28 protein-coding genes are annotated in these 26,573 nt (G+C 65.8%); 19 read left to right on the top strand and 9 right to left on the bottom strand.

Features of this window, described 5'->3' with window-relative positions:
• Positions 1-260: 260 nt before the first annotated feature.
• From secY to ACRCUN_RS05045, 11 genes are all read left to right on the top strand, one after another.
• A complete protein-coding gene (gene secY / locus ACRCUN_RS05095) occupies positions 261-1,586 on the top strand; it encodes a preprotein translocase subunit SecY (protein ID WP_462140552.1) in 1,326 nt (441 codons plus the stop codon).
• Positions 1,583-2,128, top strand: a complete 546-nt coding sequence (locus ACRCUN_RS05090; RefSeq protein ID WP_462140551.1) for an adenylate kinase — start codon at positions 1,583-1,585, stop codon at positions 2,126-2,128. The genes secY and ACRCUN_RS05090 overlap by 4 nt, the downstream gene beginning before the upstream one ends.
• A gap of 43 nt (positions 2,129-2,171) precedes the next feature.
• Positions 2,172-2,969 (top strand): type I methionyl aminopeptidase, encoded by a 798-nt coding sequence (map, locus tag ACRCUN_RS05085; protein WP_462140550.1) that lies wholly within the window; start codon positions 2,172-2,174, stop codon positions 2,967-2,969.
• A gap of 113 nt (positions 2,970-3,082) precedes the next feature.
• On the top strand, positions 3,083-3,604 hold the full coding sequence (locus ACRCUN_RS05080; protein ID WP_462140549.1) for a sigma-70 family RNA polymerase sigma factor: 522 nt from the start codon (positions 3,083-3,085) through the stop codon (positions 3,602-3,604).
• Positions 3,601-4,335, top strand: a complete 735-nt coding sequence (locus ACRCUN_RS05075) for an anti-sigma factor family protein (RefSeq protein WP_462140548.1) — start codon at positions 3,601-3,603, stop codon at positions 4,333-4,335. The genes ACRCUN_RS05080 and ACRCUN_RS05075 overlap by 4 nt, the downstream gene beginning before the upstream one ends.
• 170 nt (positions 4,336-4,505) lie before the next feature.
• Positions 4,506-6,239 carry a thiamine pyrophosphate-binding protein gene (locus ACRCUN_RS05070; RefSeq protein WP_462140547.1) on the top strand — a complete coding sequence of 578 codons (1,734 nt, stop codon included), beginning with the start codon at positions 4,506-4,508 and terminating at the stop codon, positions 6,237-6,239.
• Entirely contained in the window at positions 6,220-6,900 is a 681-nt protein-coding gene (locus ACRCUN_RS05065) for an SRPBCC family protein (protein ID WP_462140546.1), read from the top strand. The genes ACRCUN_RS05070 and ACRCUN_RS05065 overlap by 20 nt, the downstream gene beginning before the upstream one ends.
• Before the next feature lie 8 nt (positions 6,901-6,908).
• Positions 6,909-7,931 carry a 3-oxoacyl-ACP synthase III family protein gene (locus ACRCUN_RS05060; RefSeq protein WP_462140545.1) on the top strand — a complete coding sequence of 341 codons (1,023 nt, stop codon included), beginning with the start codon at positions 6,909-6,911 and terminating at the stop codon, positions 7,929-7,931.
• Complete coding sequence (locus ACRCUN_RS05055; protein WP_462140596.1) at positions 7,931-8,962, top strand: pyridoxal phosphate-dependent aminotransferase; 1,032 nt, start codon at positions 7,931-7,933, stop codon at positions 8,960-8,962. Before ACRCUN_RS05060 ends, ACRCUN_RS05055 begins: the two co-directional genes overlap by 1 nt.
• A 54-nt stretch (positions 8,963-9,016) precedes the next feature.
• Complete coding sequence (locus tag ACRCUN_RS05050; protein ID WP_462140544.1) at positions 9,017-9,520, top strand: MarR family winged helix-turn-helix transcriptional regulator; 504 nt, start codon at positions 9,017-9,019, stop codon at positions 9,518-9,520.
• Positions 9,521-9,561: 41 nt separating this feature from the next.
• Positions 9,562-9,990, top strand: a complete 429-nt coding sequence (locus ACRCUN_RS05045) for a hypothetical protein (protein WP_462140543.1) — start codon at positions 9,562-9,564, stop codon at positions 9,988-9,990.
• Between the two features lie 131 nt (positions 9,991-10,121).
• Here ACRCUN_RS05045 and ACRCUN_RS05040 read toward each other — a convergent pair whose 3' ends face one another.
• Both ACRCUN_RS05040 and ACRCUN_RS05035 read right to left on the bottom strand, forming a co-directional pair.
• Entirely contained in the window at positions 10,122-11,330 is a 1,209-nt protein-coding gene (locus ACRCUN_RS05040) for a GAF domain-containing sensor histidine kinase (RefSeq protein ID WP_462140542.1), read from the bottom strand.
• Complete coding sequence (locus ACRCUN_RS05035; RefSeq protein WP_462140541.1) at positions 11,327-11,989, bottom strand: response regulator; 663 nt, start codon at positions 11,987-11,989, stop codon at positions 11,327-11,329. The genes ACRCUN_RS05040 and ACRCUN_RS05035 overlap by 4 nt, the downstream gene beginning before the upstream one ends.
• Before the next feature lie 104 nt (positions 11,990-12,093).
• Here ACRCUN_RS05035 and ACRCUN_RS05030 point away from each other — a divergent pair, with 104 nt between their 5' ends.
• A complete protein-coding gene (locus tag ACRCUN_RS05030; RefSeq protein WP_462140540.1) occupies positions 12,094-12,894 on the top strand; it encodes an HAD hydrolase-like protein in 801 nt (266 codons plus the stop codon).
• A gap of 186 nt (positions 12,895-13,080) precedes the next feature.
• Here ACRCUN_RS05030 and mmsB read toward each other — a convergent pair whose 3' ends face one another.
• The 4 genes from mmsB to ACRCUN_RS05010 form a co-directional block, all read right to left on the bottom strand.
• A complete protein-coding gene (gene mmsB / locus ACRCUN_RS05025; RefSeq protein ID WP_462140539.1) occupies positions 13,081-13,953 on the bottom strand; it encodes a 3-hydroxyisobutyrate dehydrogenase in 873 nt (290 codons plus the stop codon).
• Positions 13,954-13,961: 8 nt separating this feature from the next.
• Positions 13,962-15,122, bottom strand: a complete 1,161-nt coding sequence (locus ACRCUN_RS05020; protein ID WP_462140595.1) for an isobutyryl-CoA dehydrogenase — start codon at positions 15,120-15,122, stop codon at positions 13,962-13,964.
• A 14-nt stretch (positions 15,123-15,136) separates the two neighbouring features.
• Positions 15,137-16,657, bottom strand: a complete 1,521-nt coding sequence (locus tag ACRCUN_RS05015; protein ID WP_462140538.1) for a CoA-acylating methylmalonate-semialdehyde dehydrogenase — start codon at positions 16,655-16,657, stop codon at positions 15,137-15,139.
• Between the two features lie 129 nt (positions 16,658-16,786).
• Entirely contained in the window at positions 16,787-17,611 is an 825-nt protein-coding gene (locus ACRCUN_RS05010) for an MOSC domain-containing protein (RefSeq protein ID WP_462140537.1), read from the bottom strand.
• Positions 17,612-17,687: 76 nt separating this feature from the next.
• Here ACRCUN_RS05010 and ACRCUN_RS05005 point away from each other — a divergent pair, with 76 nt between their 5' ends.
• The 3 genes from ACRCUN_RS05005 (at position 17,688) to ACRCUN_RS04995 (ending at position 20,746) form a co-directional block, all read left to right on the top strand.
• Entirely contained in the window at positions 17,688-19,196 is a 1,509-nt protein-coding gene (locus ACRCUN_RS05005) for an FAD-dependent oxidoreductase (protein ID WP_462140536.1), read from the top strand.
• On the top strand, positions 19,193-19,795 hold the full coding sequence (locus ACRCUN_RS05000; protein ID WP_462140535.1) for a TetR/AcrR family transcriptional regulator: 603 nt from the start codon (positions 19,193-19,195) through the stop codon (positions 19,793-19,795). The genes ACRCUN_RS05005 and ACRCUN_RS05000 overlap by 4 nt, the downstream gene beginning before the upstream one ends.
• A gap of 81 nt (positions 19,796-19,876) precedes the next feature.
• A complete protein-coding gene (locus tag ACRCUN_RS04995; protein WP_462140534.1) occupies positions 19,877-20,746 on the top strand; it encodes an SAM-dependent methyltransferase in 870 nt (289 codons plus the stop codon).
• 248 nt (positions 20,747-20,994) lie between these two features.
• Here ACRCUN_RS04995 and ACRCUN_RS04990 read toward each other — a convergent pair whose 3' ends face one another.
• On the bottom strand, positions 20,995-21,858 hold the full coding sequence (locus ACRCUN_RS04990; protein WP_462140533.1) for an SAM-dependent methyltransferase: 864 nt from the start codon (positions 21,856-21,858) through the stop codon (positions 20,995-20,997).
• The gene (locus ACRCUN_RS04985) at positions 21,851-22,336 is read right to left on the bottom strand and encodes a GbsR/MarR family transcriptional regulator (RefSeq protein ID WP_462140532.1); all 486 of its coding nucleotides are present in this window, start codon (positions 22,334-22,336) and stop codon (positions 21,851-21,853) included. Before ACRCUN_RS04985 ends, ACRCUN_RS04990 begins: the two co-directional genes overlap by 8 nt.
• Positions 22,337-22,494: 158 nt before the next feature.
• On the opposite strand from ACRCUN_RS04985, the gene ACRCUN_RS04980 reads away from it, so the two are divergent.
• From ACRCUN_RS04980 to ACRCUN_RS04970, 3 genes are read left to right on the top strand one after another with little or no spacing between them, the layout of a single operon-like run.
• Entirely contained in the window at positions 22,495-23,397 is a 903-nt protein-coding gene (locus ACRCUN_RS04980) for an ABC transporter ATP-binding protein (protein WP_462140531.1), read from the top strand.
• Complete coding sequence (locus ACRCUN_RS04975) at positions 23,394-24,107, top strand: fluoroquinolone export ABC transporter permease subunit (RefSeq protein WP_462140530.1); 714 nt, start codon at positions 23,394-23,396, stop codon at positions 24,105-24,107. Before ACRCUN_RS04980 ends, ACRCUN_RS04975 begins: the two co-directional genes overlap by 4 nt.
• A 35-nt stretch (positions 24,108-24,142) precedes the next feature.
• Positions 24,143-24,877, top strand: a complete 735-nt coding sequence (locus ACRCUN_RS04970) for an Rv2686c family ABC transporter permease subunit (RefSeq protein ID WP_462140594.1) — start codon at positions 24,143-24,145, stop codon at positions 24,875-24,877.
• A 10-nt stretch (positions 24,878-24,887) separates the two neighbouring features.
• On the opposite strand, the gene ACRCUN_RS04965 is transcribed toward ACRCUN_RS04970, so the two are convergent.
• The gene (locus ACRCUN_RS04965) at positions 24,888-25,289 is read right to left on the bottom strand and encodes a MarR family winged helix-turn-helix transcriptional regulator (RefSeq protein ID WP_462140529.1); all 402 of its coding nucleotides are present in this window, start codon (positions 25,287-25,289) and stop codon (positions 24,888-24,890) included.
• Between the two features lie 168 nt (positions 25,290-25,457).
• Here ACRCUN_RS04965 and ACRCUN_RS04960 point away from each other — a divergent pair, with 168 nt between their 5' ends.
• A complete protein-coding gene (locus tag ACRCUN_RS04960; RefSeq protein WP_462140593.1) occupies positions 25,458-26,495 on the top strand; it encodes a substrate-binding domain-containing protein in 1,038 nt (345 codons plus the stop codon).
• The last annotated feature ends 78 nt before the right edge of the window (positions 26,496-26,573 follow it).

Genomic DNA, 26,573 nt, shown 5'->3' with positions numbered 1-26,573 from the left:
CCCTTTTTCCCGTGTTAGTTAGTCGGTGTAACGAGCTGGCGCCGACTGTACGCTCTGAATCTGAAGACAGCCTTAGCCCGCGGCAGCGCGCAGCGATGCGGGCCAACGAGGGTGCAACTGTTACTCTCGTAGACTGTTTGACAGCTGAGTTCGCAGGCTGCGCGCCTGCCGGACTGCTGCACATGACTTGACCAAACCGCTGGACCCACCAGCCCCATTTGGCACGCCGCGCTGAAGAGGTCGGCTGCGCAGGAGGAAGAGTGCTTTCGGCTTTCATCTCGTCGCTGCGGACGGCCGACCTCAGACGCAAGATCCTGTTCACGCTGGGCGTGGTGATCCTGTATCGAGTCGGTGCGTCGATCCCCTCTCCCGGGGTGAACTACCCGAACGTGCAGAAGTGCATCGAGCAGGTGAGCGGCGGTGACTCGGCGCAGATCTACTCGCTGATCAACCTGTTCTCGGGTGGCGCACTGCTGCAGCTCACGGTGTTCGCGGTCGGCGTCATGCCGTACATCACCGCGAGCATCATCGTGCAGCTGCTCACGGTCGTGATCCCGCGGTTCGAGCAGCTGCGTAAAGAAGGCCAGGCCGGCCAGGCCAAGATGACGCAGTACACGCGTTATCTGTCGATCGCGCTGGCGGTCCTGCAGGCCACGAGCATCGTGGCGCTGGCAGCCAACGGCGGCCTGCTGCAGGGCTGCTCCCTCGACATCATCCAGGACAGCTCGATCTTCGGGCTCATCGTCATCGTGCTGGTCATGACCGCAGGCGCGGCCCTCGTGATGTGGATGGGCGAGCTCGTCACCGAGCGCGGCATCGGCAACGGCATGTCGCTGCTGATCTTCGCCGGTATCGCCGCGCGCATCCCGTCGGAGGGCCAGACCATCCTGGAGAGCCGCGGCGGCGTGGTGTTCACCGCGGTCTGTGTGGCCGCGCTGATCATCATCATCGGCGTGGTGTTCGTCGAGCAGGGCCAGCGCCGTATCCCGGTCCAGTACGCCAAGCGCATGGTGGGCCGCAAGATGTACGGCGGCACCTCGACCTACCTGCCACTCAAGGTCAACCAGGCCGGCGTCATCCCGGTCATCTTCGCGTCGTCGCTGATCTACATTCCGCACCTGATCACGCAGTTGATCCAGAGCGGCAGCTCCAACCCGGGCACCGGGTGGTGGGACAAGTTCGTCGCCGACTATCTGACCAATCCGGCCGATCCGGTCTACATCGCGATCTACTTCGGCCTGATCGTGTTCTTCACGTACTTCTACGTGTCGATCACCTTCAACCCTGACGAGCGTGCCGACGAGATGAAGAAGTTCGGCGGGTTCATCCCGGGCATCCGGCCCGGTAAGCCGACTGCTGACTACCTGCGGTACGTGCTGAGCCGGATCACCCTGCCCGGCTCGATCTACCTCGGCGTGATCGCCGTGCTGCCGAACTTGTTCCTCGAGATCGGCAACACCGGGTCGGTACAGAATCTGCCGTTCGGCGGTACCGCGGTTCTCATCATGATCGGTGTCGGCTTGGATACCGTCAAACAAATCGAGAGCCAGCTCATGCAACGCAACTACGAAGGGTTCCTGAAGTGAGAGTCGTTCTACTCGGACCGCCCGGTGCGGGCAAAGGCACGCAGGCAGAAAAGCTGTCCGAGAAGCTCGGCATCCCGCAAATCTCCACCGGGGACCTTTTCCGCAAGAACATCGGCGACGGCACGCCCCTGGGTCTGGAAGCCAAGCGTTATCTGGACGCCGGCGACCTGGTGCCCGCCGAACTGACGAACCGGCTCGTCGAGGACCGCATCGACCAGGCCGACGCCGCCGACGGGTTCATCCTGGACGGCTACCCGCGATCGGTCGAGCAGGCCGGTGCGCTCAAGGACATGCTGGCCGCCCGCAACACCAAGCTGGATGCGGTGCTGGAGTTCCAGGTTTCCGAGGACGAGCTGTTGACCCGCCTCAAGGGCCGCGGACGCGCCGACGACACCGACGAGGTGATCCGCAACCGGATGAAGGTCTATCGCGATGAGACCGAGCCGCTGCTCGAGTACTACCGCGACGATCTGAAGACCGTGGACGCGGTGGGTGGTCTCGACGAGGTGTTCGCCCGGGCTCTGCGCGCACTCGGTCGGTGAACCGACAATTGGGCACGTCGGTGAACCGACAATTGGGCACAGTGTGATCAACCTGCCGGGGTTGCGTAACCGCAAGGTCGTCGCGCAGCGCACCCCCGCAGAACTGGACGCGATGGCCGTCGCAGGCGCGCTCGTCGCCGCCGCACTGCGTGCGGTCCGGGCCGCCGCCGCGCCGGGCGTCTCGACGCTCGAGCTCGACCGCGTCGCCGAGTCCGTTATCCGCGACGGTGGCGGCACGCCGTCGTTCCTGGGCTATCACGGCTTCCCGGCCAGCATCTGCGCGTCGGTGAACGACCGTGTGGTGCATGGGATTCCATCGGCGAGCGAGGTGCTGGCCGCCGGCGATCTGGTATCCATCGACTGCGGCGCGATCGTCGACGGCTGGCACGGCGACTCCGCGGTCACCTTCGGCGTCGGCCCCTTGATCGACGCCGACGAGGCGCTCTCGGCGGCGACCAAAGCCGCCATGGAGGCCGGAATCGCCGCGATGGTCCCCGGCAACCGGCTCACCGACGTCTCGCATGCCATCGAGGTCGAGACGCATGCCGCCGAGGCCAGGCACGACCGCAAGTACGGCATTGTCGCCGGTTACGGCGGCCATGGCATCGGCAGGCAGATGCACATGGACCCGTTCCTGCCGAACGAGGGTTCGCCAGGGCGCGGCCCATATCTGGCTCCCGGTTCGGTGCTGGCCATCGAACCGATGCTGACCCTTGGCACCACCAAGACCGTGGTGCTCGAAGACGAGTGGACCGTCGTCACCGCTGACGGAACGCGCGCGGCGCATTGGGAGCACACCGTCGCGGTCACCGAAGACGGACCTCGCATACTCACCCAGTAGGGCCGCCAGCAATCACTACCTGTTTATTGCCTCAACCCTGGTGTGGTGGGCTCGCGCAAAGGTAGTAATGAACTGGATCACCGCCAACGTCGTATCAAAGACGGAGGTTGGGAATGGACGATCCGGAGGCCGCGATGATGCGTGCGCTCTATGACGAGCATGCCGGGGCATTGTGGCGATACGCCCTGCGGCTTACGGGGGACCGGGCCCGCGCCGAGGACGTGGTGCAGGAGACTCTGCTCCGGGCGTGGCGCCATCCCGATGTCACCGCCGACACGGACCGCTCGGCCCGGGCCTGGCTGTTCACCGTGGCGCGCAACATGATCATCGACGAACGCCGGAGCGCTCGGTTTCGCAACGAAACCGGTGTCCCGGACCCCGAACAGGTGGCTGACCAACATCACGCCGCCCCAGACCAGGTGGATACCGCGTTGGACCGGCTACTGCTGAGCACCGCGCTCAGCCAACTCTCCGAAGAACACCGAGCGGTGATCCGCCGGGCCTACTACCAGGGCTGGACCACCGGGCAGATCGCGAACGATCTGCAGATACCCGAAGGCACAGTGAAATCACGGCTGCACTACGCGGTCCGCGCGTTGAAGCTCAACCTGCAAGAAATGGGGGTGACACGATGACCCGATTCGGTGTACCCCATGGCGCCGACCCAGTCGATCCCGATCGCTACGCGACCTGGGATGCCGCCTACGTGCTCGGCTCGCTGGACAGCAATGAGCGCCGCGAGTACGAGATGCACCTCGCGGGGTGCGCGCAGTGCCGCGCCGCGGTCGCCGAGCTGAGCGGAATGCCGGCGCTGCTGGCGATGCTCAACCTCGACGACGTGCGGGCCCTCGACGACGAAGAGCCCGAACCGCCCCTGCGCCCAGAAGTGCTGCAGTCGGTGCTGACCAAGGTCAGCGCGCGCCGTCGCCGATCGCGGTGGGTCACCTCGGCCGCGGTCGGGCTCGCGGCGGCGCTGTTGGCGGTCGGCATGGTGATCGCGATCCGGCCCGAGATCATCGGCATGCAGCGCGGCACCGAGCAGCAGACCGCGCAGATGCTGGAGATGACCAAGGTTTCGCAGACGCCGATCAACGCCAGCATCGCGATGACCAGCTACGGCTGGGGCACCAGGATCGACATGGCTTGCACGTACGGGGACTGGGGACGTCGCGACGCACCGCCGCAGAACCTGGGCATGGTGGTGGTCGGCCGGGACGGCAGCCGCGAGGAGATCGCGACGTGGCTGGGCCTGTCCGGCGCGACCGCGCTGCCGAGCGGCAACACCCAGAAGCCCATGGAGGAAATCGCTGCGGTGCAGATGGTTTCGTCGCCCGACGGCAAGGTGCTGCTCGAAAAGAAGCTGTAACCGCGGCGGAGCGTCACGCGCCGTTGACGCGTCCACTCCGTCGGCGCCGCCTGTGGTTCATCTGACAGCTTGCTGCGCCATCGATTGGAATCTGCTCAAACCCGCCCCTGCGGTGAACCGACCCTACTCACCGGTCGTGTCACTAGGCAGAGAACGGGAGCAGGTGACATATGGCCAAAGGGCACAGGGTGGTCGACCACATCGTCGGTTTTCTCGCGGCGAGCGGGGTCACACACATTTTCGGCGTCGACGGCGCCAACATCGAGGATCTGTACGACGCGGCGTTCTTTCGCGAGGACATCACCGCGGTACTTGCCAAACACGAATTCTCCGCTGCGGCAATGGCAGATGGATACAGCCGCAGTGGCGCCGGGCTGGGTGTGGTGGCCGCGACCTCGGGTGGTGGCTGCCTGAACACCGTGCCCGGTCTCGGCGAATCGCTGGCCAGCCGGGTCGGCGTGCTGGCGTTGATCGGGCAGGCGCCGACGGCTCTCGACGGGCGGGGCGCCTTCCAGGACACCAGTGGCGAGAACGGCGCACTCGACGGCTTGGCGCTGTTCTCGGCGGTCTCGGTGTACTGCCGCAGGGTCGTGACACCCGCCGACATCCTGACGGTGCTTCCGGAAGCGGTTGCCGCGGCACGTGCCGGGGGTCCCGCGGTGCTGCTGCTGCCCAAGGACATTCAGCAGGCCGTCATCGGTGAACCGGGCCATACCAACGGCCGGACCAACGGATCCCACGTGGGAACACAGCTCGCCGACCCGCGAGCACTCGCCGAGGCGCTGCGCGGCGCGGGCGGGCCGATCACCATATTCGCCGGCGAACAGGTCGCCAGGGACGACGCGCGGCTGGAGTTGGAACGGCTGCGGGCAACTCTGCGGGCGCGCGTTGCGACGGTGCCCGACGCCAAGGACACCGCGGGCACACCGGGTTTGGGCTCCTCCTCGTCGCTCGGCGTGTCCGGTGTGATGGGCCATCCGGGCGTCGTGACCGCGGCCGCGCAGAGCGCGGTGTGCCTTCTCGTCGGCACCCGCATGACGGTCACCGCGCGCGCCGGCCTCGACGATGTGCTCGGCTCTGTTCCGACATTCTCGGTCGGGTCAGCGCCGCCGTATCTTCCGTGCCCGCACGTGCACACCGACGATCTTCGCGGCACCCTGAACCTGCTCAGTCAGGCGTTGTCGGGGACCGGCCGCCCGACGCAGGTACGCGTGCCGGAAGTCATGCCGCACAGCGAATTACGGCCACCCGCCCATGACGGGCCCGGCATCCGCTACCGCGACGCGATGGAGGTGCTCGACAGGGCACTGCCGGACAGGACCGACATCGTCGTCGATGCGGGCAACATCGGCGCCTCGGCCATCCACTACCTGCCGGTCCGCCGGGACGGCCGCTTCATGGTCGCGCTCGGGATGGGCGGCATGGGTTACAGCTTCGGCGCGGGCATCGGGATGACGTTTCACCGGGCCGCGGCAGGCGCGCACCGCCGGACCGTGATCATCGCGGGCGACGGCTCGTTCTTCATGCACGGCATGGAGATTCACACCGCGCTGCAGTACCGGTTGCCGATCACGTTCCTGCTGTTCGACAACCACGCGCACGCCATGTGCGTGACCCGTGAGCAGATGTTCTACGAAGACCGGTACAGCTACAACCGGTTCGGCCCGAGCCGGCTGGGTGCGGGCCTGGCCGCAATGTTCCCCGGCCTCACCGCGCTCGACGTCGACGACATCGAGCATCTGCCCGCCGCGGTGCACCTCGCGCTCGAAGCCGACGGACCGTCCGTCGTCAGCGTGGAGTGCTCGCCCGACGAAATCCCCCCGTTCGCAGCATTTCTCGGAAAGACCACCAGTACACCGTCGACCACAAAGGAGAACACATCCCATGTCGCTGCCCGCGCTTGAAGACATCACCACCCACCGGGGCACCGCCGACCCCATCGATGGGCTCATTCGCATCGAGACCTCGCCCAAGGAGAAGGCCACGCCGATCATCATGGAGATGATGCGGTCGGTCTACCCGCACGACCAGGTGTTCGGCGAATACTGCACTGTCAACGACTACATCGACTGCCCACCGGACGAGTTGTACGACTACCTGTCCGACACCCGCTGCCTGGAGGAGTGGACGTACAGCCTGCGCGGTTTCAGCCCGACGGAAGAGCCGGGACTGTGGCTGGCTTACGACCGGCTCGGCGCAGGCCACGGCGGCCCCGGCAGCGAGATCTACACCCGCACCGTGGCCAATCCCGATGCGATGACCGTCGATTACCACTGTGCATGGGATCAGGGGAAGCATCTGTGGATGATCTACCTGATGCGCATCGTCGATGCCAAGGTGGTGTTCGACAAGCCGGGATCGGTCGTCCTGTGGACCAATTGCCACCATCCGTTCTACGACAACAATCCGTACCCCGAAACCGCTCCGCCCGGCCGTCCGGTGTGGGTCGGTGACTTCTGGGACATGTTCGGCCCCGGCCACCTGCTCGAACTGAAGAACCTCAAGGCGATCGCCGAATACCGCCACCGCAACGGCCTGCCGCTCACCCCGGCCTGGATGAAATGAGCGTGCCAATGAACAACAACACCCCCGTGAGCCTCGTCGACGTGTCGACGTACCTGCCCGGTGACGCGATCGGCGCCGACTACTACGCGCAGTTCGCCGACACCGATGACCTGCGTGACAACCTGATGTTCCGGGCACCGCGATTCCGCCATCACGTGGCGCCCGACGAGACGGCGATCGACATGGTCGAACGGGCGGCCGCCGGGCTCATCGAACGCCACGGCGCCGACGTCATCACGGGCGCCGACGTGCTGATCACCCACACGCAATTGCCCGATATGCCGTTCTACGGCGGCGGGGGAGGAATGGCGCATCGTCTTGGTATGAAACCGAACTGGGTCATCGATTTGCACAACGGCGGCTGCGCGGCGTTCGTGCTCGGCCTCAAGCTCGCCCGTAATCTGCTGGCCTCCGGGGAGGGCAACACCGCCGTGATCGCGGTCGCGCAGAACGCGGCGGGCTCGATCTTCGAGCAGGAGACCATCCGCCGCAAGGCCCAGGCCTCGGTGCCGGGCGACGGTGCCGCCGTGGGGTTGGTGACCCTGTCGGACACCTCGCCGATCCTCGACGTGGAATGCCGTACCTACGGCGAATACGCGGGCGACATGACCATCTCGGTCGACCCGCCGCGAAAGTGGTGGGCGGCAGGCCCGGGGGAAGGGTGCATCGGGTTCACCGAAAGCAAGATCACCAAGGTGCTCGCCCGAGGCAACCGGCAGGTGCCCGAGGTCTCCTATGCCGTGTGTGACCGGATCGGTATGCAGCCGAAGGACGTTGACCTCCTGGTGACGAACCAGCCGAACCGGGTGTTCCTGCGCAACTGGCGTGAGGCGCTCGAACTGCCCGCCGAACGTCACGTCGACACCTTCGACGAATGCGGAAACCTGTTCGCAGCGGGTATTCCCGTCAACTTGGACCGGGCGATCACCGACGGCCGCGTCAAGGCCGGGGACACCGTGTTGATGTCGGCCTTCGCGCACGCCGGTGATTTCGCCGGGGCCGCGGCGGTCCGATGGGGCGGGCGAGCCTGATGGCCGCGCCACGCGGCGCACTGCTCGACGCGGTCAGTGCGCTTCCGCAGGCGGTCAATCCGCTGGCGTTGTCGCTCAACGAATGCCCGTTCCCGCCGCTGCCCGCGGTCCGGTCCGCGCTGAGCACATCGAACGAAGCCGCCAACCGTTATCCGGAGTTCCTGCCCGAGCGGTTGCGATCCCTGATCGCCGGACACGACGGGATCGGCGAGGACCAGGTGGTGATCGGAGTCGGCGCGACGGGCGTCATCATGCAGGTGCTGCATGCGGTGACAAGTCCCGGCGACACCATGGTGATGTCGTCACCGACATTCGACGGATATCCCATATTCGCTCAGATGGCACGGTTGCGATCGGTCACCGTTCCGCTCGACATCCACGGCCATCATGACCTCGACGCCATGGCTGACGCTGCGGCACAGGCGAGGGTGGTCGTGGTCTGCCGGCCTCACAACCCGACGGGCACTGTCGAACCGGCGGCCGACATCGAACGGTTCCTGACGCGAGTGCCCGCCGACACAGTGGTGCTGCTCGACGAGGCGTATGTGGAGTTCCTCGCCGCCGAATATCGTCTCGACGGGCCGAGCCTCGTCGGCCGGTTCGGCAATGTCGTGGTGGTGCGCACCTTTTCGAAGGCCTACGGTCTGGCCGGCCTGCGGATCGGTTACGGCTTCTGTGCCCCCGAACTCGGCCGCCAATTGTGGACGATGCAGTTGCCGTTCGGCATCAGCCTCACGGCTTCGGTGGCTGTTGCCGCTTCCTATGATGCGGAAAGCCAACTACGCCAACGTATCCGGATGATAGCCGCCGAGCGCCGGTACCTGCAGATGCGACTGCGGGCGCTCGGCATCTACACCACCGACGGCCAGGCCAACTTCATCTACCTGCCTGCCGACCACGTGCCGTGGCGCGACGTCTTCGACGGCACCGGATTGCAGGTGCGCCATTACGCCGACGGTGGCGTGCGGATCACCATCGGGTCACGGCAGTCGACCCGAGCCGTGTTGCGGGCGGTGCGGGCAGTTCGCTGACGGCATTGGAGCCGAGTTCCGCCGTGTCGGTGCGGGAATGCGGTATGAAGAACCGTGGCCTCCCCACCGGACAAACGCGACCCCATCGCGCTCGCACGCGCGAACTGGGAGGCCGCCGGCTGGGGTGAGGTCGCCGGCGGCATGGTCGCGGTCACCTCCGTCATGCGGGCACACCAGATCTTGCTGGCGCGCGTGGAGACCGCACTGCGTCCCTACGATCTGAGCTTCTCCCGCTTCGAACTGCTGCGCCTGCTCGCGTTCAGCCGCACGGGTGCCCTGCCGATCACCAAGGCTTCGGACCGGCTTCAGGTGCACGTCACCAGCGTCACGCATGCCATCCGGCGACTGGAGGCCAACGGCCTGGTGGAACGGATCCCGCATCCGACGGACGGCCGCACCACGCTGGTGCGGATCACCGATCTGGGGCGATCGACGGTCGAGGACGCCACCGTCACGCTCAATGAGCAGGTGTTCGCTGATGTCGGGATGTCTGACGAGGAATCGCGCGCGTTGGCCTCCTCGATCGAGACGCTGCGCCGCAACTCCGGGGACTTCTGAATTTCGCGGCAGTAGGCTCGAACTCAATCGAGGGGAGCACTATGTACGCCAAGCGTTTGGGGTTGGTGCTCGCGGCCGCCGCAATAGCGGTCGCGGCCTGCACCACCACGACGTCGGGAGTTGCTACCGCGCCGGACGATGTAACCCCGTTCACGACGTCGAAGAAGCCGACGAAAAGCCCAACCCGCACCCGCACGCCGACGGCGACTGCGGCGCCGGGAACCGGGCTACCTCCGGAGGCGTACGCCGAGGTGCGGGCCGCGGGCATCGAGGGGTCGGATTCGGCGATCAGCGACCAGGTGTCACTGGCGTGCATCATGGCCGCGGGCAGCTTCAACGACTCCAAGCAGGATGTCGTCGACGTACTCATCCAGATGGGCAGCGAGCTGCCGCCCGAAGCACTGCTGGTGATCGTCGACGTGGCCGTGAAGTACGAATGCCCCGAGTACGCCGGGAAACTCGGCGGTTAGGCCGTCGACCCAGGCTTGACTCCGAGACCGACGAAATGGTGGCTCCGCTGATCGGATTTCGACCATCGCGTCAGCCTCGGCGCGGCGTGGAGCCGGGCTCAGAAGTCAACGGTCGTTGAATTCGCGCTCGGCTAATCGATCACGCTCGGCAGCGGGATGGTCGCGGTCACCGTGGTGCCCGCGCCCGGGCGCGAGCGGATGTTGAGCCTGCCGCCGACGATCTCTGCGCGCTCGGCCATCGAGAGCAACCCGTACCCACTCATCTCGTCACTGCCGAGGGGATGCTCAAAGGTGTCGAAACCCTTTCCGTCGTCGACGATTTCGAGGCGGGCGACACCGTCCTCGACGGTGAAGGTGAGCCGCGCCATGGTGGCATCGGCGTGTTTGACCACGTTCTGCAGGCACTCCTGGGCGATGCGGTACAACGCCAACTCGATGTGGTCGGGCACCCGGGTCTCGGCGAGGTCGACCTCCAGTTGCACCCGGGGGATCGAACGGGCCAGGCTGGCCAGCCCACCGGACAGGCCGAGGTCGTCGAGTACGGGCGGCCGCAAGCCACTGATCGCGGCCCTGGCTTCCTGCAACGTGAGGTCGACGAGTTCGCGCGCCTTGTCGAGTTGTTCGGCCACCGCGTGGGGTTCGCTCGCCGCGCGTGCAGCGGCGTCCAGGCGATAGGACAACGTCACGAGCCGCTGCGAGATGCCGTCGTGAATGTCGGCGGCGAGCCTGCGCCGTTCGAGTTCCTGCGCTTCGATGACCTGTTCGACGAAATTCTCGTGGGCCCGTTCGCGGGCCACAAGCTGACGGTGCAGCCGCGCCTGATGCAGCGCGCCCGCGATGAGCCTGCCGATCACCACGAGCAGTTCGACGTCGCGCGCGGTGAACTCGCGGCGGTGCACGGTGTGGACGTTGAGCACGCCGACAAGACCGCCGGGGCCGGTTTCCATCGGCACCGAGACCATCGACGTGAAGTCGCGTCCGCGCAGCGACTCGAACGGCAGGTACCGCGGGTCGGCCTCCTTGTCGTCGCTGATGACCACGGGTTCGCGGTGGCTGGCCACCCAGCCGGAGATGCCCTGCCCGAGCGGCAGCCGGATCTTGCCCACCTCGCTGTCGAACGGCGGGGTGGCCCCGGTCAGGGTGAGCGAGCGGTCGGAATCGTCGAGCACGTGCACGAAGCACACATCGGTCGCGGTGGCCGCGGTGATCATCCGCGCTGCCGCGGCGGCGAGCGGCTCGACGCCGGGACCGCTCGAGGCGGCCTGGATGAGCTCGCGCAGGAGCGCCAGCTCGCGATCGGCTGTCAGGTCGATCGAAGCGAGGTCACGTTTCGTGGTCATTGGTAGATGCCTTCACGCAATGCGGTGGCGACCGCGCCGGCGCGGTCGCTCACCCCGAGCTTGCGGTAGATGGACCGCAGATGCGTTTTGACGGTTTCGTCGCCGATCACCAACTTGTTGGCTATGCCGCGGTTGGACAGGCCGGCGACGACGTACGACAGGATCTCGCTCTCGCGCTGGGTCAACCCCTGGCGTACGCCCGGCCAGAACTCGTCGCGTTGCAACCGCGCTGCGGTACCGGCGGCTCTGGCGGCCATGCCGGGATCGATCGCGGTCTCGCCGCCGTGGGCGAACTCGAGCTGACGTACCAATTCGTCGCTGCTGATGCTCTTGAGCAGGTAGCCCGCTGCGCCGACCCGCAGCGCCTGGAACAGATATTGCTCGTCGTCGTAGACCGACAGCATGACGACCTTGCGTTCCGGGTCCCGTTCACGCAGCGTCCGGCAGAGGTCCAGTCCGCTGGAGCCCTGCATGCGCACGTCGCACAACACGATGTCGGGGTTCAAGTCCTCGACCACGCTGAGCGCCCGCTCAGCACCCACGGCCTGCCCGACCACCTGCACCCGATCGGTGAACGCGGCAAGCATGGCCTTGAGACCCTCGATGACCATTTCGTGGTCATCGACCAGCACAAGGCGCACCGGGCAGGAGGGCGCCATGCCATCACCCTAAATGGGCAGATCGGTTCGGTAGCTCAACTTGGCCTGCCCAATCCCCCTTACGGGGGACGCGGAGCGTGTGTGATGTGGGCCACTCTCTTCAGGTGCCCTCAACACAGGAGAAAACGTGGCGTGCCGGCCGATTCTGGTGGGACTGTCCGCAGCCGTCCGACACGAGTGCCTGTCCATTGCGGACGGTGATCTTCGACCTCGATGCTCTGTCCGACCTTGACGTCGACGGGCATCGCGTCGTCTTCAACGCCGCGTTCGCCGCGCAAGGTCTGCCCATCGCCTGGAGCATCCCGCGCTACCGGCAGCTGCTGGCCCTGCACGATGAGCGCCAACGCGTCGCGGCCGAACTCCGCAAGCGCTGCGTCGGGCCGGAGTGCGACGTGCTCACCGAACTGCTCGCCGACGAGATCTGTGCGGCCAAGGACATGATGTTCGACGAGATGATTCTCGACCTGGGTCTGGCGCCTCGGACAGGTCTGGTGGACCTCGTGATGGATGCGTACGCCGAAGGCATACCGGTGGGCGTGGTGTCCAGCGGCCGTCGGCGCTGGGTCGAGCCGCTGGTTCGCCAATTGGTCGGCGAAGGTTTGGTGGAAACCGTCGTCACCGGCGATGACGTGAGCAGGCCCGCTGATGTCTACCGCCACGCACTGGGCGAATTCGGCGTGTTGCCGCATGACGCGCTAGCCGTGACCGGCTCGGCCGACGGTCTACGCGCTGCCAACGCTGCCGGGCTCGCCACAGTGCTGATCACTCCCGAGGACGTCGGTGCGGCGGCGCGGACCGCGGCCGCTGTCCGGCCCGACTACGCCGGAACCGAGCCGCTGCGGCTGGCGACGTGCCGGCGTGTGCACGCCCAGTGGTGGGCCCAGCACAGCCCGTCGGCGGCTTAGCGCTGCGTGCCGGGTTGGCTGTCCCGTTGGCTCGGCTCTTAGACCTAGCCAAACACCAACCGCTCGAGCTGCACGTTTCGCGTTTGTAGCGTGGCGGCGGTTTCGGGGCCGATTATTCGCCGTAGCGCTTCACACGCGACTGGAGGCTCGCGTCGACGGAGGCGCCTGCCTGCCCCAGCCTCAGCCTCAGCCGCGCAGCGTCTCGATCACGGCGCTGAAGTCCTTGTCGGCGTTGTCCACCGCAAACTGGGCGTAGATCTCGGCGGCGTGGGTCCCGAGCGGGGCCGACGACCCGGTCGACGACACCGCCGCCATCGCCAGGCCGAGGTCCTTGTTCATCAGCGCGGTTGCGAAGCCGGGCTTGAAATCGTTGTTCGCCGGGGACGTCGGGACCGGACCGGGTACCGGGCAGTTGGTGTGGACCGACCAGCAGTTGCCGGTGGCGCCGGTGATCACGTCGAACAGTGACTGCGCGGACAAGCCGAGCTTCTCGGCGAGCACGAATGCCTCGCCGATCGCGATCTGCTGCACGGCAAGCACCATGTTGTTGCACAACTTGGCTGCCTGCCCGGTGCCCGACGCGCCGCAGTGAATGATCTTGCCCGCCATGGGCTCCAGCACAGGCTTGGCCCGCTCGACTGCGTCGTCGTCGCCGCCGACCATGAACGCCAGCGTGCCCGCCGTCGCGCCCTTCACGCCGCCCGACACCGGGGCGTCGAGATGGGCGTGCCCGTGCTCGACGGCCAGAGCGTGCATTGCGCGGGCATCGTCGACCGAGATCGTCGACGTATCGATGAACAACGTCCCCTTGGCTGCCGCGGGCAGCACCTCGTCGTAACACGCCTTGACGATGGCGCCGTTGGGCAGCGACGTGATCACCACTTCCGCCTCGGCCACCGCTTCGGCACCGCTGTCGAAGACCTTGGCGCCCATGGCTTCTGCGGCTACCTTCAGGTCCGGCACCGGATCGAAGCCACGCACCGGATGGTCCGCGGCGACGAGGTTGGCCGCCATCGGGCCGCCCATGTGGCCCAAACCGAGGAATGCGATGGTCGTCACGTGTCTCCCTATGCCGAGGCGCGGGCTCGGGCGGCTTCCGCGCGACCGATGACCACACGCATGATTTCGTTGGTTCCTTCAAGGATGCGGTGCACCCGCAGATCGCGGACGATTTTCTCCAGGCCGTACTCGCGCAGATAGCCGTAGCCGCCGTGCAGCTGCAAGGCCTGATCAGCCACGTCGAAGCACGTGTCGGTGACGTAGCGTTTGGCCATCGCGCACAGCGTCACCTTGTCGGGGTGATCGGCGTCGAGTGCGCAGGCCGCGCGCCACAACAGATTTCGCGAGGTTTCCAGTCCGGTGGCCATGTCGGCCAGGCTGAACCGGATGGTCGGCTCGTCGAGCAGTGCGCCGCCGAACGCGTGACGGTCGGCGAGGTAGCCCACGGTCTTGTCGTATGCGGCCCGGGCGCCGCCCAGCGAACACGCCGCGATGTTGATCCGGCCGCCGTTGAGACCCTTCATCGCGATGCCGAATCCGGTGCCTTCGCCCTCGGCGCCGCCGAGCATGGCATCGGCCGGGACCCGCACACCTTCGAAGATCACCTGCGCGGTGGGCTGCGCGTTCCAACCCATCTTTTGCTCGTCGGCACCGAAACTCAGCCCGGGCGTGTCCTTTTCGACCACGAACGCCGATATGCCGCGTGGGCCTTCGCCGCCGGTGCGGGCCATCACGACATAGACGTCGGATGTGCCCGCCCCGGAGATGAACTGCTTGACGCCGTCGAGGACATAATCGTCCCCATCGCGAACGGCCCTGGTACGCAACGCCGAAGCGTCCGATCCGGCGCCCGGCTCGGTCAGGCAGTAGCTGGCGATCGACTCCATCGAGGCCAGCCGCGGCACCCACGTCTTGCGCTGTTCATGAGTGCCGAAGCTGTCGACCATCCACGCGCACATGTTGTGGATGGACAGGAATGCGGCGATGGTCGGGTCGGCGGCCGCGAGCTGCTCGAATATGCGCACCGCATCGATACGGCGCAGCCCGCTGCCACCGGCGTCCTCGCGGCAGTAGATCGCCGCCATGCCCAGTTCGGCCGCCTCGCGCAGTACGTCGGTGGGGAAGTGGTGTTTCTCGTCCCACTCCAACGCGTATGGCGCGATGCGTTTTTCGGCGAACGCGGCCGCCGTTTCGGCGATCACGCGGTCGTCTTCGTCCAGATCGTGCAGGTTCACCGGCTCGGCTACTTCATGGTCGGGATGACGAACTCGGCGCCATCCTTGATGCCCGACGGCCAGCGCTCGGTCACCGTCTTGACCTTGGTGTAGAACTGGATCGAGGCCGGGCCGTGCTGGTTGAGATCACCGAAGCCGGACCGCTTCCAGCCGCCGAACGTGTGGTAGGCCACCGGCACCGGGATCGGCACGTTGACACCGACCATGCCGACCTGGACCCGGGACACGAAGTCGCGGGCCGCGTCGCCGTCACGGGTGAAAATCGCGACGCCATTGCCGTATTCGTGTTCGGTGGGCAGGCGCAATGCCTCGTCGTAGTCGTGTGCGCGCACGATACACAGCACCGGGCCGAAGATCTCGTCGGTATAGATCGACATGTCGGTGGTGACGTGGTCGAACAGGCTCGGGCCGATGAAATAGCCCTTGGAGAGATCGGCTTCATCGAACGTCAGCTCGTCGGTGGCCCGCTCGCGCCCGTCGACCACGAGCTCGGCCCCGGCTTCGACGCCCTGGCCGATGTAGTCCTTGACGCGCTTGAGCGCGGCCTCGGTGACCAGTGGCCCGTAGTCGGCCTTCGGGTCGAGGCTGTGGCCCACCCGCAGCTGCTTGACCCGCTCAACGAGTCGGTTGCGCAGGCGGTTTGCCGTTTCTTCCCCGACCGGGACGGCGACGCTGATGGCCATGCAGCGCTCGCCGGCGCTGCCGTAGCCGGCACCGATCAGCGCGTCGACGGCCTGGTCGAGATCGGCGTCGGGCATCACGATCATGTGGTTCTTGGCGCCGCCGAAGCACTGAGCGCGCTTGCCGTGCGCGGCCGCACCGGAGTAGATGTACTGGGCGATGTCGGAGCTGCCGACGAAGCCGACGGCCTGGATGGTCGGGTGCTCAAGGATGGCGTCGACGGCCTCCTTGTCGCCGTGCACGACCTGGAAGACGCCTGGGGGCAGACCGGCCTCGATGAAGAGCTCGGCCAGCCGCACCGGAACCGAGGGGTCACGCTCAGAAGGCTTGAGCACGAACGCGTTTCCGCATGCCAACGCTGGGCCGGCCTTCCACAGCGGGATCATCGCCGGGAAGTTGAAGGGCGTGATGCCCGCGACAACGCCGAGCGGCTGGCGGATCGAGTACACGTCGATGCCGGTGCCGGCGCCCTCGGTGAACTCGCCCTTGAGCAGGTGGGGGATGCCGACGGCGAACTCGATGACCTCGATGCCGCGCTGAATATCGCCCAGCGAGTCGGCGACGGTCTTGCCGTGCTCAAGTGACAGCAACTCGGCGAGCTCGTTGGCGTTCTGGTTGACCAGGTCGATGAACCGCATGAGTACCCGCGCGCGACGCTGCGGGTTGAACGCGGCCCATTCTTTCTGCGCCTCGGCCGCGCCCGAGACCGCGGTGTCGACGTCGGCAGCCGACGCCATCAGCACCTGCGCCTGAACCTCACCGGTGCTGGGGTTCATGACGTCGGCGGTGCGAGTCGAGCCGGCGCTCGTGCGCTGGCCGTTGATGAAGTGCTGGATCTGTGTGGTCATGACATCCGTCCAAGGGTTATGCGCATTGGTGCGGCAGTACGACTCGGGTCACACCCGAGATACTTGGATATCCTAGTAATTGGGCGAAGTGTTTGGCAAGAGTTCTGAAGATCTAAAAGTGGAGGTCGATCAACCGAGCGCGACCGGATCGCCGATCTGCATCGTGCCTTCGGAGAGGACCTCGAGGTACGTGCCGGCGCAGGGCAGTGGGCCGAGCCCGAAGGTGTCGACACGGTTCTCGGCCGCGGGAGTGCGCAGTGCGTGCGGTGCTCTGGGGAGTTGGCCGTGCTCGAGGGTTGGAATGACGCAACGGGGCGTGGGCCCCATGGCGCGTAACCTCGTTGCGCCCACGCTGATGACTTGATCCGTCCACTCGTTCTCGGCGTACGCGGGATAGCCGGGTGGCGTGGCGATCACGAGGTTGGGTCGATAGCGCGCAGCCTCCACGCCGATGCGCTCCAGCGTCGCCGTGGTGATGGCATGGACGGGAGCGAGGTCGACGAATGAATCCCCCGGAGTTGCCTGGGCCAATTCAAGAATCGGCGCATCGACTTCGGCTTCTACGCCCTTGTCGAGCACCTGGTCGGGCTCGGCACGCTCGATCGAGGCGCCGTCGGCCCTGCTGTGGCTCAGGCGGACCGAACGTCCAAGGAACTGTGACAGCAGAACCTCGGCGTCGTCGTCATCGGTCGTCGTCGTGCGGCCGTCCGGGAGTTGGATACGCACGCCGCCGTTTTCGGTGACGGCGCCGCACGACAAGAGCCCTCGCCACAGGCGGGCTTGCTTCGCGCTCGCCACGCGGCCACTCGATTCGTCGATCAGCGCCAAACGGCGGTCACCGTCGACTCCGCGAGCGTCGACGAACAGCGCGTCCATGCTCTCGCCAAGCATTGACTTGACCGGATAGCGGTACAGACTCCCAACTCGCAACTGATCGACTGCCTCGGCGCTCATATTCCGAACATAGCCCTGTCTGCCTCCGTCCGAAGTCGCTCTTTCAATTACGAGTCGGTATCGTTACGATATTCGAGTGGCTTTCATCGACTCGAATCCCGATGTACTGGTCGTCGGTGCCGGCCCGACGGGGCTGACCTTGGCCTGTTCCCTGCGGCTACACGGCCTTTCGGTACGGGTCGTCGACCGCGCGCCGGGTCCGGCGACCACCTCTCGTGCCAACTTCCTGCACGCCCGCGGGTCCGAGGTCCTCAACCGCATCGGTGCGTTGGGCACTCTGCCGGACGAGTCACTGCGGGCCATGCGCATCACCAACTACCTCGGCGATCGGCCGGTGATGACACTCGAATTCGGAGATCCGGGCATGCGCACCGCTGCGCCGCCGATGGTCGTGTCGCAGGCCAAGGTCGAGGCAGCGCTCCGGGCCCGGCTTGCCGAACTCCGCGTGACCCCGGAATGGGGCAAGGCGATCGAACACGCGCGTCAAGACCGCGACGTCGTGGTGGCCGATGTGGGAGACGGCGAGACCATCCGCGCCCGGTGGTTGGTCGGCTGCGATGGGTCGTCGAGTGCGACACGCGAATTCGCCGGTATCGACTTTCCCGGCGTCAAGCTGACCGAACGATTCCTGTTGGCCGACATCCATCTCGACTGGGACCTCGATCGAGGCGGCACGTCGGGCTGGATCCACCCCGACGGCGTGATCGGCGCCATGCCCATGCCTTCCAGCGGTACGGACAACCTCTGGCGATTGTTCGTCTACGATCCGTCCTTGCGGGAAAAGCCAAGCGAGCCAGAGATTCTGGAGCGAGTCAAGCAAGTCCTGCCGCAGCGCACCGGCCGCAACGTGCGAATCGGCGACGCCGAGTGGCTGTCGGTGTTCACCGTGCACCGCCGACTGGCCGACACATATCGGCGCGGGCGAATACTCATCGCCGGGGACGCCGCACATGTGCACGCGCCGTTCGGCGGCCAGGGCATGCTGACCGGCATCGGCGACGCCGAGAACCTGGCGTTCAAACTTGCTCTCGTGGCCCGCGATCGAGCAGCCGATACCCTCATCGACACCTACGAAGCCGAACGCCGGCCGCTGGCCACCGAAGTGCTGCGCGGCACGAGCGCCGTGACGCGGGTCAACGTCGCGAGCAACCCCGCCGGACGCTTCGTGCGTGACCACGTCGCCACGCGCATATTCGGTCTCGCCGCCGTTCAGCGGTGGACGACATACACGGCCTCGCAGTTGTGGGTCAGTTATCGCAAGGGTCCGCTTGGTGGACGGGGACGAAAGCCGCGCCCCGGTGACCGGATCCCCGACTTGGCCTGTACCCGTGCGGACGGCACCTCGACCCGACTGCACAACGAGCTCGGCGGACGCTGGGCGCTGCTCGTGCCCGCAACCGCATCGGCTGATCCCGAAGCGGTGCACCGCCGACTCGGTGATTTCGTCGGAACGCTGAGCCACGACGGTGAGGAAACGATGTTGATCCGGCCGGACGCCCATCTGGCGTGGCGCGGGAGCCCGGGCGATGTCGACGATCTCGACCGCTGGCTCGGCGCAGCGCTGGAATTCGGCAGCACCCGATGACCACCCCGGCCCCCCGGGGCAGGCCGCGCGATGCGGCAGCCGACCGCGCGATTCTGCAGGCCGCTCTGGAGATGTTCATCGAGCGGGGCGTCGAGGGCACAAGCATCGAGCAGATCGCGAAAAACGCCGGTGTCGGCAAGCCGACGATCTACCGGCGCTGGGCGACCAAGGAAGACGTCATCGCGGCCGCCATGGAAACCTTGATCGTCGACGAGGCGGGCTGGGCCTCGCCTGCCGCGATCGAGGCGGAGTCCCCGTATGCGTTGGTGGAAGCGGCCATCGACGGTGCGGCCGCCGCTGTGACCACGCCACAATATCGAGCCCTCGTGGCCAGGGTGTTCGGATCGGCCGTCAGCCATCCGGCCCTCATGGCGGTTTATTGGGAGCGCTACATCCTGCCGCGACGGCAGCTCGCCGCGCGCCTACTTGAGCGCGCTCGTGAGGCGGGATCGATCGACGCCGATGCCGATTTCGACGTGGCCATCGACATGATGGTCGGTGCGATCACCTATCGCGTGCTTCAACCCAACCCGCCCGACATCGACGAAATGCGGCGCTACCTACGTGCGGTCTACCGCCAAATTGGGCTGTTGCCCTGACGTCTGTCCTGCTACCGTCGACCGTGGTGTGCCGGGAAGCCTGGTCGGCGGTTGGTGAAACTGCGACGGCGAGGTGCACACATGAGCGTTGGAGTCGAGCGGACCGCGATCGGTCCGACATTGATCGTTGCTATCGATCAGTATGACGATCCGCCGCTGGTTGCGGATCCCTGGGCGCAGCGGATCCTCCCGCGCCCGTGGCGTATTCCGTTGAGTCTCAGTAGGTTCGGTCCGGTACGGCGCGCCATGGTGGCAGCGACCGAGAAGTCGGTACCGGGCGGTTGGGCCAGCCTGTTGTGCCGTAAGCGCTATATCGACGATCTGCTGCGCGAGGTCGCACGCCAGGGACTCGATGCCGTGGTGATCCTCGGAGCGGGCTATGACACCCGCGCATACCGTGTCGCCGAGCTCGCCGGACTGCGGATATGGGAGTTGGACCTGCCGGCGAACATCGCCGCCAAGACCGAGGCGTTGCGGCGGTGTTTTGGGCGCATCCCGGAGAACGTCACACTGTTGCCGGTCGACCTGGAAACGGACGACGTGTTCGACCAATTGTGTCGCAACGGTTTTGACCGCAACATGCGAGCCTTCTTCGTGTGGGAATCGGTGACGATGTACCTGCCGGAGGCCGTCGTCCGCCGCACCCTCGACAGCTTGGGCGGCTCGGCTGTCGGGAATTGCCTGGCCTTCACCTATTTCCGGAAAGACTTCGTCGACGGGGTCAACCTTTACGGCGCCGATCAAGCCCACGAGAAGTTCGTGACCAAGCACGGGTTGTGGAAGTTCGGTGTGAATCCGGCTGAGCTCGGTGAACTGCTGGCCGAATACGGTTGGCGTCAAATCGAACAGCTCGGCCCGGCAGAGTATCGCGAGCGCTATCTGAGGCCGGCGGGCCGCGACCAACCGGTGTCCGAGATCGAACGCGCGGCGTTCGCCGAACGGGTGTCGTGAGCGCTAGCCGTTCCGCCGACCACGCACATCGCGCTCCTGCCGCTTGACGACATATCGCAGCGACAGCAGAACGGCGGCGGGCACGGCCATGAGCGCGAGCACCTGCAGCAGTTCGCTCATCGGTTACCTCGTTCGGAAGTACCTCGGCACGAGGAGTATTCGCGTATGGCGTGGTTTTGCTTCACATCCACTATCTCTACTCGCCGGCCACTTCGAGCGCACCGATCCATACGCATTCTTAACGGCACTCAGCGCTGGGCGTACACCGCGCGTTCGATTGCCGATGCGGTCATGGTCCGCCCGTTCGGCGCCAGGTAGCGGGCCGTGTATTCGTCGGCGCCGACCTGCTCGCGTTCGTGCCAGCCGTAGTCGGCGAGGAACGCCGAAACCTCTTGCGGGTGCATGCCGAACTTCCACAACCTGTGCTTGACGACGAAGTCCTGGTAGGCCTGCTGCGCGCCATACATTTCCTGCCCATCGAGGAAGTCTTGGCGTACGTAGGTGAATCCGAGTGCGCTTCCTGGTGCTGCACCGGCCAGGTGCTCCATCGTGCTCCGGACGGCAGCTTCGGTGAGGTATTGGGTCACGGCCTCCCAGATATAGAAAATTCGCTGCGTGTGGCTGAATCCCGCGTCGGACAACCGGGTCGTCAGATCGCTCGTCTCGAAATCCGTCGGCAGGAGGGTGACGTTGCGCGGGGTGCGGCCGAAACTGCGTTGGAGCGCCGCGGACTTGCGAGCGACATTGGCAGGCAGATCGACTTCGCATACGGGAATGTCGGCAAGCTGGGGCAAGCGGTATGCGCGGGTGTCGTAGCCGGCGCCGAGGATCACGACAGCGTCGATGCCCTGCGGAATGGTCGTGAGGAGTTGATCGTCGAGGTAGCGCTTGCGGCAGAGGAAACTGGACCAGCCGCCTCGGAACTTCTCCTCCGTCACCTTCATCAGATATCGCCGGAAGGCGGGCCAACGGGTCGCGGCCGCGGCCACGCGGCCGCTACGGGGAAGGAGACGATGTGCCCACGGATCGTTGACCAGCGGCGTTGGTTCGTATTGGTCGGCCGCGACGACGATCATGGGACCCAGTGCGGTCTGGGCGGCGGGATTACTCACCTGTTCTCTCCGAAGTCTCGTTGTTCGACAACTGATTCCACCGTTCGAGCAGCGTTGGGATCTCGGCCATCAGAAATGTATAGAAATCGCGCATCTGGGTGAGGCGCTGGTGTGCGGGACTCTGGCTGTCGGTGGCCTCGGTCCCGGCTTCCGCGGCGGCCTGCATGGCCGCGATCGTCTCGTTCTGGTTGGTGAACAAGATCGCCCACGCGTTGTCGCGCAGCCGGAAGTGGTCGCGCCTGCTGGCAGGCGCGGGGACCCGTTCGGCAAGCCCGACAGAGGTGAGCATCTTGAGCGCCCCGGAGATCGCGCCTGCGCTGGCTTCGAGAGTCTCGGCCAATTCGCTCATGGTGACGCTGGTCTGCTCGGTGAACAGCAGGGTGGCCAGCACGCGGGCCGTCATCCGCTGCATGCCGTGGCTGGTGAGAACCAGCCCGAGCCGTTCGGCTGCCAGCTGAAGATCCGGTGAGGTCGGCATCCCAATCCTTGTCGAACCAAATAACCTTCACAAATTACTGAAAGTTTAGTACAGTCCAGATCGGTGCTCCGGGAAGTCTGGTCGGAAACGGTATCAACCTGTGCGGAGCCTGTCGGTATACGGCAGGCCGCGCCGACCGAAGGGCGACTGAGTAACCGATGCAAACCATTCCAGCGGCGATGTCCACTGCCGCCACCTTGGACGTCATCGATGTCCAGGGTCTCACGTTCACCTATCGCAAAGCGGCTGAACCGGCCGTGCGCGGTATGGATTTCACTGTCGGGCGCGGTGAGATCTTCGGGTTCCTCGGCCCGAGTGGTGCCGGCAAATCGACGACGCAAAAGCTGCTCATCGGCTTGTTGCGCGGACACGGTGGACAGGCCACGGTGTGGGGTCGGAGTCCGCTGGAGTGGGGGCCGGACTATTACCAGCGCGTCGGTGTGTCGTTCGAATTGCCCAATCACTATCACAAGCTCACCGGCCTGGAGAACCTCCGCTTCTTCGCCTCGCTCTACGCGGGTGCGACGGCCGAGCCGATGGACTTGCTCGATGCGGTTGGACTCGCCGATGCGGCGAATGTGCGAGTTGGCAAGTATTCCAAGGGAATGCAGATGCGTCTGACATTCGCGCGGTCGCTGATCAACAATCCCGAGCTGCTGTTCCTCGACGAGCCGACATCGGGTCTAGACCCGGTCAATGCCCGCAAGGTCAAGGACATCGTCTTGGACCTCAAGGCCCGCGGACGCACGATATTCCTGACCACACATGACATGTCGACCGCCGACGAGTTGTGCGACCGGGTCGCATTCGTCGTCGACGGCCGCATCGTCGCGCTCGACAGCCCCGCCGAACTGAAGATCGCGCGTAGTCAGCGGCAGGTTCGGGTGCAGTACCGTGTTCCCGAGACAGGGCTCACCGCAGCCGAATTCGCAATGGACGGGCTCGCCGACGATCCCGAGTTCCACAGGATTCTGCGCAATCACCACGTCGAGACGATTCACAGCAGGGAAGCCAGCCTCGATGACGTGTTCGTCGAGGTGACCGGACGGCGGCTGGCATGACGAGACTCCTGAGTGCGATTCGGCTCGAGGTGATGGTCCAGTACCGGCAGAAGTTCCTGCACGCGGGGTTCTTTTCCGGGCTCATATGGCTGGCCGTGCTGCTGCCGATGCCGCACACCCTTCGCCCCGTCGCCGAACCCTATGTGTTGATCGGGGACATCGCGATCATCGGATTCTTCTTCATCGGGGGCTCGGTGTTCTTCGAGAAGCAGGAACGCACGCTCGGTGCGGTAATCTCGACCCCGCTCCGGTTCTGGGAGTACCTGGCTGCGAAACTTACTGTGCTTCTGGCGATCTCGCTGATCGTGGCAATCGTTGTGGTGAGTATCTCCAGCGGTACCGCCTACCGTCCGGTGCCGATGTTGCTCGGTGTGGTGCTCGGTACGCTCCTGATGCTGATGGTCGGATTCATCAGCTCGCTGCCGTTCACGTCGGTCACCGACTGGTTTCTCTTCTCGGTCATCCCGCTCGCGGTCATGCTCATCCCGCCGATACTGCACCACTCCGGGCTGTGGCCGAATCCCGCGTTGTACGTCGTGCCGACACAGGGGCCGATGTTGTTGCTGGGTGCGGCCTTCGGGCAAGCGGCACTCTCGGCTTGGCAAGTGGTCTACGCCGTCGTCTATCCCGTTCTGTGTCTTGCGGTCCTGTGGCGCGCCGCCCACGCGCTGTTCGGCCACTACGTGATCGAAAGGTCAGGTGTGCAGTGACGACATCCTCGGTGCCTGCCGCGGGCCGCGCGTTGATGGCCTTCGGCCGCAATGATATTCGCGGAACCTACCGTGATCCGCTGCTGGTGATGCTCGTTCTCGCGCCGGTGATCTGGACCAGCGGCGTCGCGTTCCTCACGCCGATGTTCACCGACATGCTCGCGCAGCGCTACGACTTCGACCTGGTGCCCTACTATCCGCTGATACTCACTGGATTCCTGCTGCTGACCAGCATCATCATTCCCGGAGGTCTCGGCGCATTCCTGGTGCTGGACGAGGTCGACGCAGGCACCATGACCGCACTGCGGGTGACGCCTGTCCCGATGTCGACGTTCTTCGCATATCGCGCGGTCACAGTCATGGTGGTGACAACCGTCTACGTGGTCGCCACGCTGTCGCTGAGCGGGATCCTGGCACCCGGGCTGGTCGGCGTGCTGATCCCGATCGGCATGCTCGCCGGATTGTCCGCCATCGTGACGTTGCTGGCGATCATTGCGGTCGCGAACAACAAGATCCAGGGCATCGCGATGGTGCGTGCGCTGGGCATGCTGATCGCCGGGTTACCGTGCCTGCCGTGGTTCATCGACTCGGCGTGGAACCTCGCCTTCGGGGTACTGCCGCCCTACTGGGCGGCGAAGGCCTTCTGGGGCGCGACAGACCATGGCACGTGGTGGCCGTATCTGCTGGCTGGTGTGGTCTACAACCTGGCCATCGCCTGGCCGCTGTTCCGCCGGTTCCTCGCCAAGACGGAAACGCCGGCGGGCCAGTGATCAGCCGGCGTCAGTCCTGAACCATCCATGCACTGGCGCCGTGCTGGTCGAACCAGGCCTGCTCGGCCGGGCGGATCGTGGAAAGCAGGCGGGCGTGCAGTGCGCCACCCCGCTTGCTGAGATTCACCCTGACCTTGCGGCGATCGTCGGCGTCGACCTCGCGGAACACCAGGGCCCGGGCGACCAATCGGTCCACCACACGCGTGAGAGTCGGCGCCGCGGTCAGTGTCAGTGCCCGCAGCTCGGCCATCGTGAGGCCGGGGGAGGTGCCCAGCGCCTCGAGGACCAGCCAATCGTCCAGGGTGAGGTCCTCGTCGGCGAGGTGACGCTCGACCACCGCACCGATCATGCGTGCCAGACGCACGAGGTGAGTGCCCGTCGGGGGGCCGTCGGGAGGGAGCACGTCCGTCACAGCCGGTCGACCTCCCAACTGACGATTGCCTCGCGCCGCTGACCCGAGGATACTTCCAAGTGGAATGATTCTAGCTGACCGTCTCGTCGACCCGGTAACGAGGAATGGAATGCGCGGGTGAACGTGCGAGTGCGCACGGCAGCCCGCGACGCCGAATGGCGGCTGGCGATGGTGGTGCCGCTGCAGGGGCCGGCCGGCCTGTTCGGACCGTCCTGTGAGGCCGTCGGCGATCTGGTCGCCCACGATCTCAACGCCGCAGGCGGGGTACTGGGCCGCGAAGTGCACATCGAGGTGGTCGACGGCGGTGCGCACCCGGCGACGGTCGCGGCCGATGTGAAGCGGCTGATCGACGACGATCGCATCGATGCGGTTAGCGGTTGGCACATCTCGTCGGTTCGCAATGCGTTGGCGCCGGTGGTGGCGGGCCGCGTGCCGTACTCGTATCCCGCGCTGTATGAGGGCGGGGAGCGGCGCCGCGGCATCTACTGCTGCGGTGAGACGCCCGACCAGCAGATCGCGCCCGCGCTGCGATGGCTGCGCGACAACCTTGGCATCAAGAAGTGGTTCGTGGTCGGCGACGATTACGTCTGGCCGCGCACGTCGCTTGCCGAGGTGCGGCGCTACGTCCGCGAACTGTCGCTCGACCTGGTCGGCGGTTCGTTCGTCGCGCTCGGCCACGGCGATATCGACCGGCTGGTCGACAAGGCCGCCCAATCGCGCTGCGAGGCCGTCCTCATGCTGCTCGTGGGGCAGGATGCCGTCGAGTTCAACAGGTCGTTCGCGCGGCGAGGGCTGCACGACAACCTGCTGCGGTTCAGCCCGCTCATGGACGAGAACATGCTCATCGCGAGCGGTCACGACGCGACCCAGGGTCTGTTCGTCGCGGCTTCGTACTTCCGCTCGATGATCGGCCGGAACTCGATGGAGTTGCTCGACCGATACCTCACCGTCAACGGATCCAATGCTCCCGCGTTGGGTAATGCGGCCGAATCATGTTACGAGGGAGCGCATTTCCTGGCTGAGATGATCCATCGCTCGGGTGACTACCGCGACATCGAAGCCGTCGCCGACGGCGCGGCCTATGACAGCCCGCGCGGCACGGTCGAGTTCTTGCAACGCCGAACCCGCCAGCCGGTCCACCTCGCCGTCGCATCCGGCGTCGACTTCGAGATCGTCACCACGCTGCCTTCGGACCTGTGCGACTGACACCGACCACCTGTTGACAGTGTGGCGCCAGTCACTTACTTTCATTTGAGTCTATTCCATTTGGAAGTAATGGAGGTG

Source organism: Mycobacterium venezuelense (genome assembly GCF_054919535.1).
This window is presented reverse-complemented; position numbering and strand designations above follow the sequence as displayed.